10 protein-coding genes are annotated in these 12,303 nt (G+C 68.6%); 6 read left to right on the forward strand and 4 right to left on the reverse strand.

Annotated features, from left to right (window positions below; all coding sequences use genetic code 11):
• The first annotated feature begins 47 nt into the window (after positions 1-47).
• From LTA6_RS03640 to LTA6_RS03655, 4 genes are read left to right on the forward strand one after another with little or no spacing between them, the layout of a single operon-like run.
• The gene (locus tag LTA6_RS03640) at positions 48-1,772 is read left to right on the forward strand and encodes an ABC transporter ATP-binding protein (RefSeq protein ID WP_407358652.1); all 1,725 of its coding nucleotides are present in this window, start codon (positions 48-50) and stop codon (positions 1,770-1,772) included.
• Entirely contained in the window at positions 1,769-2,581 is an 813-nt protein-coding gene (locus LTA6_RS03645) for an energy-coupling factor transporter transmembrane component T (protein WP_407358653.1), read from the forward strand. Before LTA6_RS03640 ends, LTA6_RS03645 begins: the two co-directional genes overlap by 4 nt.
• A 14-nt stretch (positions 2,582-2,595) precedes the next feature.
• The gene (locus LTA6_RS03650) at positions 2,596-3,471 is read left to right on the forward strand and encodes a siderophore-interacting protein (RefSeq protein WP_407358654.1); all 876 of its coding nucleotides are present in this window, start codon (positions 2,596-2,598) and stop codon (positions 3,469-3,471) included.
• Positions 3,468-4,151 (forward strand): ECF transporter S component, encoded by a 684-nt coding sequence (locus LTA6_RS03655; protein ID WP_407358655.1) that lies wholly within the window; start codon positions 3,468-3,470, stop codon positions 4,149-4,151. Before LTA6_RS03650 ends, LTA6_RS03655 begins: the two co-directional genes overlap by 4 nt.
• Before the next feature lie 218 nt (positions 4,152-4,369).
• On the opposite strand, the gene LTA6_RS03660 is transcribed toward LTA6_RS03655, so the two are convergent.
• On the reverse strand, positions 4,370-5,533 hold the full coding sequence (locus tag LTA6_RS03660; RefSeq protein ID WP_341976185.1) for an acyl-CoA dehydrogenase family protein: 1,164 nt from the start codon (positions 5,531-5,533) through the stop codon (positions 4,370-4,372).
• Between the two features lie 160 nt (positions 5,534-5,693).
• Positions 5,694-6,623: a M15 family metallopeptidase gene (locus tag LTA6_RS03665; RefSeq protein WP_407358656.1), complete on the reverse strand. Its 930-nt coding sequence runs from the start codon at positions 6,621-6,623 to the stop codon at positions 5,694-5,696.
• A gap of 84 nt (positions 6,624-6,707) precedes the next feature.
• Between LTA6_RS03665 and LTA6_RS03670 the strand changes: the two genes are divergently transcribed.
• Positions 6,708-7,751, forward strand: coding sequence for an Rv2578c family radical SAM protein (locus LTA6_RS03670; RefSeq protein ID WP_407358657.1), 1,044 nt, complete (start codon positions 6,708-6,710; stop codon positions 7,749-7,751).
• Positions 7,752-7,797: 46 nt separating this feature from the next.
• Positions 7,798-8,337 carry a YaeQ family protein gene (locus LTA6_RS03675; protein WP_407358658.1) on the forward strand — a complete coding sequence of 180 codons (540 nt, stop codon included), beginning with the start codon at positions 7,798-7,800 and terminating at the stop codon, positions 8,335-8,337.
• Between the two features lie 24 nt (positions 8,338-8,361).
• On the opposite strand, the gene LTA6_RS03680 is transcribed toward LTA6_RS03675, so the two are convergent.
• Positions 8,362-9,540, reverse strand: coding sequence for a PIG-L family deacetylase (locus LTA6_RS03680; protein WP_407358659.1), 1,179 nt, complete (start codon positions 9,538-9,540; stop codon positions 8,362-8,364).
• Between the two features lie 136 nt (positions 9,541-9,676).
• Positions 9,677-12,106 carry a DEAD/DEAH box helicase gene (locus tag LTA6_RS03685; RefSeq protein WP_407358660.1) on the reverse strand — a complete coding sequence of 810 codons (2,430 nt, stop codon included), beginning with the start codon at positions 12,104-12,106 and terminating at the stop codon, positions 9,677-9,679.
• Positions 12,107-12,303: the final 197 nt, after the last annotated feature.

The raw sequence follows: 12,303 nt of genomic DNA on the forward strand, positions 1-12,303 counted from the left end.
TAGGCTAAGTTAAGAGGGTATTCGACCCGCCTACCCGAGGTTCCGCCGTGCGCTCATCCGCGCCTCTGCTTCGCGTGCGTGACCTCACCCTCACTCACGTGGATGCGGCGTTCCCCTCCCCCCGTGAGGTGAACCTCGACATCCACCCTGGCGAGGTCGTCCTGCTGCTCGGCCCATCCGGCTCGGGCAAATCGACATTCACGCTCGCGCTGAACGGACTCATCCCGCACGCGCTGCCGACGAGCATGTCCGGCACGGTCGAGGCCGGCGGGCTCGACACCACGACCACACCGACGGCGATGCTCAGCACCCGGGTCAGCATGGTCTTCCAGGACCCCGACGCGCAGATCGTCACCGGAAGCGTCTACGACGAGGTGGCCTTCGGCCCGGAGAACCTGCTGCTGCCGGTCGCAGAGGTGCATCGGCGATCCGAGGAGGCCCTGCGCCGGGTGGGGCTCTGGGATCGTCGCGCGGACAACCCCGACCGGCTCTCCGGCGGTGGCCGCCAACGCCTCGCGATCGCCTGCGCACTCGCTCTGGGTTCGCCGTTGATCGTGCTCGACGAGCCGACGGCCAACCTCGACACGCAGGGCATCGACGACGTCTACGCCGCTCTCGCCGACGTCGTGGCCGAGGGCGATCGGGCCATCCTGCTCGTCGAGCACAACCTGGATGCGGCGATGGAGCTCGTCACCCGGACGATCGTTCTCGATCGCACGGGCCGCGTCGCGTTCGACGGCCCCGCGGCCGAGATCATCCGCGCGCACACCGACGAGTTGATCGAGATGGGTGTGTGGCTCCCGGCCGCGACCCTCGCCGCGCGGCGGCTGGAAGCGGACGGCATCCGCCTCGACCCGCTCCCGGTCACGCCGGAACAGCTGGCCGAGGCGCTGGGCACGGTACAGATGCATGCCCAAAGCACGGATGCAGGTCGAAACGCGCCCGAATCGACCGACATCCGTACTTTCGCCCGACAGGTGCACCCCGGCGATGCGGGCGAGGGCGACTCGATCGTCCGAGCCCGCGGTCTCACCGTTCGACGGCACCGCACCGAGATCCTCCACGGCATCGATCTCGACATCCCCACCGGCAGCCTCACCGCGATCGTCGGTGCGAACGGCGCAGGCAAGACGACGCTGATCCAGGCGCTGGCCGGCGTCGTCCCGCCGCCGAGGCATCAGGTCGTCGTCGACGGTCTCGACGCCGGCTCCGCCTCCCCGCGGGATCTCGCCGCCCGCATCGGCTTCGCCTTCCAGAATCCCGAACATCAGTTCATCGCGCACACGGTGTTCGACGAGCTCGCCCACGGCCTGCGGCTGCGGCACACGCCGGATGCCGAGGTCGCAGAGCGCGTCCACGAGATGCTCGAGCGCTTCGGACTCGAAGCCAAGACCGACGTGCATCCGTTCCTGCTGTCCGGCGGCGAGAAGCGCCGACTCTCGGTGGGCACGGCCCTGATCGCTCGGCCGCGTGTGCTCGCCCTCGACGAGCCGACCTTCGGCCAGGACAGGGCCCGCGCATCCGAAATGCTCACGCTGCTGGAGTCCCTGCGCGAATCGGGCACGACGATCGTGCTCGTCACCCATGACCTGCAGCTCGTCGCCGACCACACGACGCACACCGTCGTGCTCGCCGAGGGGCGCGTGCACGCGGCAGGCTCGACGGGAGATCTCTTCCGCGACGAGGCGTTGTTCGCCGACGCGGGTCTTCGCCTGCCCGCGCTGCACCGGATGCTGCCGCCCGCGCTGCGCGGAAGGATCCGCGAGACATGACGACCACGACCGTCATCGACCCGTACGCCGCCGCGGCGCCCGCATCACGCCGGCAGTTCCTGCACGGCCTGAATCCGCTCTCGAAGGTCATCGGCGTCGCGCCGGCCATGGTGGCGCTGGTCTTCGTCCGCGACATGACCACCCCGACCGCGTTCCTCGTGTTCTCCTACGCTCTGATCCTGATCGGCGCCCGGCTCACTCGGCGCACCGCGGCGCTGCTGCTTCTCGCGCTGCCGGTCGGCGTGGCGGCCATCGGCATCGGATTCTCGCTGTGGGTGGATGCGGCACGCGTCGACGACACCGCCCCCGTCCTGCAGCTCGGCGGTTGGACCCTGTTCGCCGGCGCGCTCGACATCGGCTTCGCGACCGGTCTGCGGCTCGGCGCGATCCTCGCGCTCGCCCTCATCGGCGGCCTCACCACGACCGGCCCCGACCTGGTGCGCGCGAGCGTGCAGCAACTGCGCGTGCCGTACCGGATCGGATACACCGCACTGGCGGCGTTCCGGTTCGTCCCCCGCTTCGGTCACGAGCTCGCGGTGATCCGTGCCGCGCATCGCGTGCGCGGCCATCACGGTGGGAGCGGCCCCTTCTCGCGCATCGCCCGCGGCTGGGGCTACATCGTGCCGCTGCTGGCCGGCGCGATCCGGCACGCGGAGCGCGTCGCGCTCGCCATGGACTCCCGGGCGTTCGGAGCCCACCCCACCCGCACCGAGCGCCACCTCGTGCCGTTCCGCACACGCGATTGGATCTTCATCGCACTGTGCCTGGCGGCATCCGCCGTCATCTTCATCATCACCTTCAGCTTTTGAGAGAAAGGCGCCCCATGGCGTTCAGCAAGCTCGTCAAGCCCGAGTCGTCGGAGCTCATCCACCTCACCGTGCTGCGCTCGGAACGACTTTCACCGCACTGGATGAGAATCACGTTCGGCGAGGGCGAGATCGCGAAGTTCCGCCCGATGGGCTTCGACCAGTGGTTCCGGCTGTTCCTGCCGATCGCCGGAGAAGCAGGGCTCGAGCGGGTTCCGGCGAAGGCCAACAAGATGTTCGGATACTTGAAGTTCCTGCGCATCCCGGATGACGAACGCCCGGTGATGCGCAACTACACCGTGCGCGCCTACCGTCCTGCCGTGGGCGAGCAGGGCGCGGAGATCGACGTCGACTTCGTGCTGCACGGTTCCGCTGCCGACGGCACTGCCGGCCCGGCATCGCGCTGGGCCGAGACCTGCCAGCCGGGAGAGCACGTGCTGATCATCGACGAGGGCCTGACGTTCAATCCGCAGCGCGGCACGGAGCGGGTTGTACTCGTGGGTGATGAGACCGCACTGCCGGCCATCGCATCCATCTGCGCCTCCCTTCCCGCCGACGCCACCGGAACGGCGATCATCGAGGTGCCGTCCGACGACGACGCGCTCGAATTCCCGCATCCCTCCGGAGTCGAGGTGAGCTGGGTCGTGCGCGCTGGCGATTCGACCCCTGGCGTCCTCGCGCTGGGGCGCCTGCGCGAGCTGGCGCTGCCGGAAGCACCGTTCCACACTTACGGTGCCGGTGAGCAGGCTCTCGCCTCCGGCGTGCGCAAGCATCTCGTCGGCGAGCGCGACGTCGACAAGAACCTGGTCAGCTTCTGCGGGTACTGGAAGATCGGGGCCGCATCCCCGGCATCCAAGGCCGCACGCGAGGCCGCAGCGGAGCCCCTGGCATGAGCGGGACGGATGCGGGGAATGCAACGGCCGACCGCGCTGCGGCATCCGAGACGAATCCCTATGTCGGTGCGAGGTCAGAAACGCATCCGGCAGACCCGTCCGGGGTGCCTTCTCGACCTCGCACGGGAGCAGCGCGCCGATTCCGCCTGCCGACGGCGATCCTGCTGACCTGCGCAGCGCTCGGGGTGGCCGGCGCGCTGCTGCTCGCCCCGGCTAACTGGATCTCGACCCTGATGTTCGCCGGGTTGCCGTTCGTGAGCGTCGCGCTGGCCGGGCTCTGGCTGCTGCCGTCGGTGATCGCCCTCCGGCTGCTCAAGCGCCCGCTGGTCGGACTGCTCGTCGGCCTTCTCGCCGGGCTCATCATCGTGCCGTTCTCCCTCTACGGCTTCAACAGCGTGCTCACGAACCTGTGGTGGGCGGCGTTCACCGAGCTGCCGTTCCTGTTCGTGATCTGGCGCTACTGGGGCACGTGGCTGCACTACCTCGGTGCGGTCATCGTCGGCATCGTCTATCCGGTGCTGGCCTGGGCGTCGTTCGACCTCGGCTCGATGAGCACCGGCGTGCAGGTGGCGTTCTTCGCCCTCACGCTGGCGAGCTGCGTCGGCGCCACTGCCCTCGGCATCCTCGTCGCCGATCGCCTGCGCAAGGCCGGAGTCGGCGGGCGCGCTCGGCGAGCCTGAGTCACCCGCCAGGCCTGGCCACGCCCTGGTGGGTCCTCGCCCGCGCACACCTTCGGGGAGTCTCGGCGACACGCCGCACAGCGGCATCCCCCACTGGGGTGTCGCGAGGGGACTCCGAAGCTGTGCACGCATCGAAGGGACGACTCAGAAGTCGTTCACCACGGCGAAACGCACGAGGGCCCCGGATGCGGCATCCGGGGCCCTCGTGAAACGTGACGTCAGCGCTTGCCGACGATCTGGCGACCGACGAGGTCGCGCATGATCTCGTTGGTGCCGCCGTAGATGCGGTGCACGCGGGCATCGGTGAAGGCCCGCGCGATCGGGTACTCCATGATGTAGCCGTAGCCGCCGTGCAGCTGCACGCCGGTGTCGAGCACCTCCCACTCGCGCTCCGTCGCCCAGAACTTGACCTTCGCCGCGTCTTCCGCGGTGAGCTTCTTGTCCTTGTACGCGAGCAGTGCGCGGTCGATGTAGGCCCACATCGCGTCAGTGGTCGCCGACATGTCAGCGAGCCGGAAGCGCGTGTTCTGGAAGTCGGCGATGCGCTCGCCGAACGCCTCGCGGTCCTTCGTGTAGGCCACGGTCCAGTCCAGGGCCGCCTGCGCGGCCGCCGCTGCGGCGACGCCGATCGACAGGCGCTCAAGGGGCAGGTTCAGCATCAGCTGGATGAAACCCTGACCCTCCTTGCCGCTGATCAGGTTCTCGTCGGGGACGAACACGTCGGTGAAGCTGAGCTCGGCGGTGTCCCAGCCGTGGAAGCCCATCTTGCTGAGCTTCTTGCCCTGGTCGAAGCCCTCCATGCCCTTCTCGACGAGCAGCAGGCTGAACGCGTCGGGGCGGTTGCCCTCTCCGGTCTTCACGAAGGTCACGACCACGTCGGCCGTCGTGCCAGACGAGATGAACGTCTTCGCGCCGTTGAGGATGTAGCCGCCGTCGACCTTCTTCGCGTTGGTCTTGATGCCGCGGAGGTCGGAACCGGCACCCGGATCGGTCATGGCGAGTGCGCCGAGCACCTCACCGGTCGCCATGCGGGGCAGCCACTTCTCCTTCTGCTCCTGCGTGCCCATGTGCACGAGGTAGGGAACGGCCAGGTCGTCCTGGATGCCGAAGGCCCCCGCGAGCGAGCCGGCGCCGGCCGCGATGACCTCCTCCATCACGATCGTGCGGAAGCGGTAATCCTGCAGCATTCCCGCGCCGCCGAACTCCTCCGGAACGGAGAGTCCGATCAGGCCGGCTTCGCCGGCTGCGAGCATGGTCGCGCGGTCGATCTCACCCGCGGCATCCCACTTCTCGATCGCCGCGTTGTTCACGTGGCGCTTGACGAAATCCTTGACGAGGTCGCGAAAAGCCTCGTGGTCCTCTTCATAGATGTCGCGTTCCATGCCGTCCTCCTGAACGTTCGTGCGTCATTGCTCCGGCGATTCTATGTCGGTACGCCGCAGGGAAGACAGCCATTGTGAGAATGCATCCCACAATTCATGAGACTGGGTACCGCGATTGTGGGAAGCCGCCAGCCGCGATCATCGAGCGCCGTATCGCGACTCAGTGCGGGTAGTCGGGAGCAGCCGGCAGGCCGAAGAACTCCTCGAGCGTGTGGAAGCCGCCGTCGTGATAGGCGGCCGCGAGGTCCACCCCGATGTAGCGGATATGCCAGGGCTCGGGCTCGTAGCCCGTCACCCCGGTGCCGACCGTCTCGTACCGGACGATGAATCCGTGTTCCCAGCCGTGCGCCGCCACCCAGTCGCTCTGCGGGGTACCACCGAAACCGTCGATCCCTCCGCAGCCGCCTCCACAGGCGACGACATCGAGCGCGAGTCCGGTCTGGTGCTCACTGTGTCCGGGGCGAGCCGATCCGGCATCCGCCTCGGCCTGCCCCAGGTCCTCCACGTATGACTCGTACGTGGCCACCTGCAGCCCGTAGGAGCGGTATCCGTTGTTCGCCCCGAGCTGCCCCACTCCGGCAGCATCCGCGGCCTGGGCCAGCTCACCCGCGGCCGCAGCCACTTCTGGCCGCACCTGATTCGCACTCGTCGTCGTCTGCATCGGCAGCGGCGCCAGCACCGGCGGGGCGTAATCCATCGGCACGAGAGGTCGCGCCTTGTTCACGACGACCCAGCTGTGCGCAGGATCGTCGAGGGCGATGCACGGCGCGTTGCCGGCGACCACAGCGGCGCGGAAGCTCTCGCCGCCGCCGAATCCTGCGACCGTCGCCGCGTCGTCTCCCGCCGCCAGTGCCTGCTGGACCGCCGCGTCCGCGCACGGATCGACCGCCGGTGTCGCCCCGACGTCGACCGCCGGCACCTCCAGCACGGCCAAGGGCTCCGGTTGCACGGCCGCAGACGTCGACGCATCGGAAGCCCCGGCCAAGGAGAGCAGCACGCCGAGCGCGGTGATCGCGAGACCGATGGGCAGAGCAGGTCCGTGGATCGGGGATCGCGACTCCGCATGCTGTGGCTGCGGGGCGGCGTACATCCCTCCATTGTCCCCCATCCTCACTGATCGAACATAAATCCCCTTTCGGCTTGACACTCATTCGTTCATATGTTCGCATAGAGTATGCGCTGGCAGGGACAGAAGGTCGGAGATGTGGATGCCGCCGCCCTGCCAGGAATGGAAGATCGCTCCAGCGTCCTCCGCTCGGTGACCACGCCCGAGTTCGCCGGGATGACGTTCCACGAGGTGCTCAGCAAGTCGGCGCTCAACCGCGTGCCCGGTGCCTCGCGGATGCCGTTCAGCTGGACGATCAATCCCTATCGTGGGTGCAGTCATGCGTGCGTTTATTGCTTCGCCCGCGGCACGCACGAGTACCTCGACCTCGACGGCGGCGGGGACTTCGATTCGCAGATCGTCGTGAAGGTCAACGTCGCCGAAGTGTTGGAGAAGGAGCTCCGTCGCGGCAGCTGGGATCATGAGCTGGTCGCCCTGGGGACGAACACCGACCCATATCAGCGCGCTGAGGGCCGTTACAAGCTGATGCCCGGGATCATCGAGACGCTCGCTGCCTCGGGCACGCCGTTCTCGGTGTTGACCAAGGGCACCTTGATCCGGCGCGACATCCCCTTGCTCGTAAAGGCCGCGCAGCGCGTACCCGTCGACGTGCAGATGTCCATCGCCATGTACGACGATGAGCTCCAGAAGGCGATCGAGCCCGGCACGCCCAGCACCCAGGCGCGTCTGGACACCGTGCGGGCACTCGCGGACGCCGGGTTCCGGGTCGGGGTCTTCCTGATGCCGATCCTGCCGCACCTCACCGACTCGGTCGCGGCGATCGACGAGGCGCTCCAGCGCATCAAGGCATCCGGCGCCGCCTACGTCATCTACGGCGCCCTCCACCTGCGTCCAGGCGTGAAGCCCTGGTTCATCCAGTGGCTGGGCGAGTTCCGTCCTGACCTCCTCTCGTCCTACCGGGCGCTCTACCCGGGTACAGCATCCGTCGCCCCGAAGGCGTACCGGCAGTGGCTCGCGAAACGCACCCGCCCTCTCATCCGCGCGCATGGCCTGGACGGTCGTGACGAGGATGACGTCACTCCACCGCGACGGATGTCGGCTCGCCCCGCGCCGGTCGCGGCACCCGCTCCTGCGCCGGCGATGCTGTTCTGACGGCTGTGGATTCGCGGAGAGCAGTGAGCGCGTAGGCTCGACGGTTATGGCCATCGGCGCAATGATCCACACCTTCACCGTGCAACTCGCCGATATGGACCGCGGCGTCTACGACGACTTCACGCTCCGCGTGGCACGGCATCCCTCCGAGACGGATGCGTACATGCTCACTCGTGTGCTGGCCTACTGCCTGGAGTACGGCGAGGGGATCACCTTCGGCGACGGCATCTCGTCCACCGAGGAGCCCGCCGTGCTGGTGCGTGATCTCACCGGCCGGATCCTCACCTGGATCGAGGTCGGAGCCCCGGATGCCGAACGGCTGCACTACGGCAGCAAACTCGCCGAGCGCACCACCGTCTACACCCACCGTGATCCGGCGAAGGTGATGGCACCGTGGGTCGGGAAGCGCATCCATCAGTCTGAAGCGCTCACCCTGCACAGTTTCGACCCGGGCTTCATCGACTCCGCCGTCGGCGTGCTCGAGCGGCGCAACACCCTCACGCTCTCGGTCACGGAACGAGAGCTGTACCTCGACCTGAACGGGACGACGCTGACCTCTGCGGTCCACGAGCACCGACTCGACTAGAGCGCGGCGACAGGCGCCTTCGGCTCAGCGAGCGACGTCCGCATCCGGAACCAGGTACTGCCGCTGCAGCCAGGCCCCGAACTTTCGCACGTTCAGGCAGCTTTCGGCCGTCGAGCACTTCAACACGGAGTCGTACGAGGCGTACGCTGCGAAGGCTTCGAGCTTGCGTTGCAGCTCATCGCCCCCGAGGTTCACCCCGTTCCACTCGCTGGGGTAACCGACGGCGTACTGCACCTTCGCGCTCTCGACCACACCCCGATCGACGAGGTTCGCGACCAGGGTGCCGGTGGCGGAGTGGTCGGGGTGATCGCCCTGCGCCAGCGGAGACACGGCGGGCATGTGGGCGAGCACTGCCTGCGGCGCATACGCGGTCACCACTTCGGCGACGGTGGCTTCCAGCGCCGCGAGCGTGACCTGCTGGCCGGTGTCGATCGTCGTTATCGCTTCGATGGCCCCGGAGAGGAGCTGGGGCAGCGCCTGGTTGCCGGTGGCGCTGAAACCACTCGAGTCCAGGCCTCCGTCCGGCAGCCGCACGAACAGCAACGCGACGCGAGCATCACCGACGGGCGAGGTCGTGGTGATCGTCAGACCGCTGCGCAGCCCGACCGTCATGTCGGCCCACTCGCCCTCGGCGCCGCGGATGACGTCGTACGCCGCCCGGATGCCCCGTTCTCGGTTCGCTGCGTACTCCGGGCCCTTTCCGGCGTCGGAGCCCGTGATGAAGAGCGTCCGGATGCACTGGCCTGCGGCCAGCGCGTTCGGGATCGTCGGGCTGCCGAAGATCAGGTCATCGTCGTAGTGCGCCCACACGGTGACCGTCGCCGCGGAGGCACAGGGTGCCGTGTACTGCAGGGGTGAGACGAAGGTCGCCGGCTGCGCAGGAGCCTGCGTGACCAGCGCGATCAGGCCGCACTGCGCCGTGGCGGCCATGAAATCGATGGCGTTCGCCGCGGACTCGGGGAGTTCGCTCAGCACGTCGGCGGCGACCGTCGCGGGGCACTGCTGCTCGGTGATCTCGGCGATGCGCGCCGCGGTCAAGGAGTTCGCGGGCGGCGTGGGCGTCGGCGTGGACGTCGCAGTCGATGTCGGTTCCGCCGTCGGCGGCGCAACACACGCAGCGAGCAGCGAGGCGAGGACTGCGGTGATCAGAACGGCTCCGGCAGCGCGCTTCCGCGCGCGTGCACTCGGTCGAAACACGATCATTCATAACCCCCCGGTCGACTGTCACTGCGCACATGATCGACGACGCACGGGAAGGCGATCAACGTTCTGGGGGCAGCCTTCGGCCACCCCCAGAACTCCTAGCCATATTCTTAGCAGATCAGCGCGTCCTGAGAGGTCACGCCGTGAGGTCGGCCGCGCTCGGCGCCCGACCGGTGATCTCCTCGAGGATGTCGTCATCGATGCGCGCGTTCTCGAACGGCGCGTCGATCTCTGCACGATCGAGCAGTTCCGTCATCCGGCGCTGACGCTGGCGCGTGATCAGCGTGACCACTCGGCCGGAGCGGCCAGCGCGGCCAGTACGGCCGGAGCGGTGCAGGTACGTCTTGTACTCGTCCGGAGCATCCGCCTGCACGACCAGGTCGATGTCGTCGACGTGGATGCCGCGAGCCGCGACGTCGGTCGCCACCAGCACATTCACGCGACCCGAGGTGAGACGCTCGAGGTTGCGCGTGCGCTTGGCCTGGTTGAGGTCTCCGTGCAGCGAAACCGCGGGAATCCCCGCGTCGTCGAACTGCTCGGCGAGCATGTCGGCGTAGGCGCGAGTACGGGCGAAGACCAGCGTCTTGCCTGCACGGTCGACGAGCGAGGTGAGGATCTCGGCCTTGTCGCGGTGCTCGATCACGAGCACGCGGTGCTCGATCGTGCTGGAGTCCTGGTCCTCACCGGCGACCTCGAAGACGGCCGGGTCCACCAGGAATTCGTCGACGAGAGCTGCGACCTCACGGTCGAGCGTCGCCGAGAAGAGCAGCTTCTGGCTGCCCTCGGCGGTGTGCCGGAGGATGCGCTGCACAGGCTCGACGAAGCCGAGCTCGCACATGTGGTCGGCCTCGTCGAGCACCGCGATGCGGCAGTCCGAGAGGTCGAGCTTGCCCTGGTTGATGAGGTCTTCGACGCGACCGGGGGTGCCGATGATGATGTCGACGCCCTTCTTCAGCGCGCCCACCTGACGGCCCTGCGGCACGCCGCCGTAGATCTGCGTGGTGAACAGACCGACGCTGCGGGCGATCGGCTGAATGGTGCGGTCGATCTGCAGAGCGAGCTCACGCGTCGGAGCGAGGATGATCGCGCGCGGGGAGCGACCGAACTCGCGGCGCTTACCAGCCTGCGACTTCAAGACGTTCTCGACGAGCGGCGCACCGAACGCGATGGTCTTGCCCGAGCCGGTGCGGCCACGGGCGAGCACGTCACGGCCCTCGAGGACCGCGGGGATGCTGGCGGCCTGGATCGCGAACGGCGAGGCGGCGCCCATGTTGTTCAGCGTCTCGACGATGTTCGAGCCGAGGCCGAGGTCTCCGAAGCTCACGCCGTCGACGGCGACAGCCTCGATGGACTGCGCCTCGAGACGCTCGTGCACGACGTCCTCGGTCTGCTCGGTCTTCGCCTTGGACGACTTGTCCCAGTTGTCGCGGGTGGGACGGTCCTCGCGGCGCGGGCGGTCGTTGGAGTCGCGACGCGGGCGGTCGCTCGCGTCACGACGCGGGCGGTCGTCACGGTCGAAGCGCGGGCGCTCGGCGGAGGTGCGATCGAACCGCGGGCGGTCAGAGCCGCGATCGTCGCGGCGCGGACGCTCGTCACGATCGAAGCGCGGACGCTCGCTCGCGTCGCGGCGCGGACGCTCGTCGCGATCGAAACGCGGACGGTCGGTGCGGTAGGCGCCGCCCGTCGACGGGCGGGTGCGCTCGCCACCGCGGTCATCGCGGTTCGGGCGGGCATCGCGGTCGAAGCGCGGACGGCCTGCGGCGTCGCGGTGTGCTCCGGACCCGGTCGACGGGCGGGGACGCTCGTCGCGGCTGTCGTCGAAGGAACGGTTCAGTCGATCGCGATCGAAGGCGCGACGTGCGCGATCGCCGTCGAAGGAACGGTTCGGACGCTCGTCACGATCGGACCGCGGACGCTCGGACGCGTTCCGGTCGAAACGGGGGCGATCGGAGCCGCCGCCGCGGTAGTTCCCGGTTCCGGTCGACGGGCGCTGCCCGCGGTCCTGGCCGGCACGGTCATCGCGGTAGGTGCCTGCACCGGTCGGACGCTCGGTCGAGTTCCGCTCGTAACGCTGGCGGGCATCGCCACTACTGCGGTACGAACCCGCGCCGCGGTCGTCACGGCGGGGGCGGTCGTCGAAACGACGGGCCGACCCGGCGGCCGGACGGTCGGTGTAACGCGGACGGTCGGCGCCGCCGGACGTGCGCGGACGCTCATCGCGGTGATGCGGGGCCTCGCGGCGTCCCGACTCGGCGCGATTGCGGATGCCGCGTGCCTCGTCGCGGCCGGCGCGCTCCTGCGCGCTCCAGCGCTGCTTCGGCGCACCCGACTCCGCCTCGACGGGGCGGTGTCCACGGTGGCCGGCGCTGCGGCTGCCCGGACGGCGGTCGTAGCCGCCGGCTGCGGGAGAGGAGCGGCGTTCGGTGGAATCCGCTCGGCCTCCACGCTCGCCGTCCGACGACGGTGCGCCGTGGTGACGGTCGTGGAAGGAAGTCTTCTTCGCGGCGAAACGCGGCTCGAAGTTACGGGCGGGCCGGCCGCCCTGGGGCTTCTTGTTCTTGGGCATTGATGCAGTCCTTCTGGGTTCTCGCACGAGAACAGCGCTGCGCGCACGCGCGAGCACCCAGCGCCTCATCAAAGATCAAGACAAAAGCTCGGGGTCCGGACTGTCAGCGGCCGGGGCCATTCATGTGATGGTTGATTTGCGTCGATCGACGCTCACCATCGGCCCCTGGACTCACACTTCTTACACAAAAACGTCCG

It is taken from the genome of Microbacterium sp. LTA6 (assembly GCF_045690355.1).
Classification (GTDB): domain Bacteria; phylum Actinomycetota; class Actinomycetes; order Actinomycetales; family Microbacteriaceae; genus Microbacterium.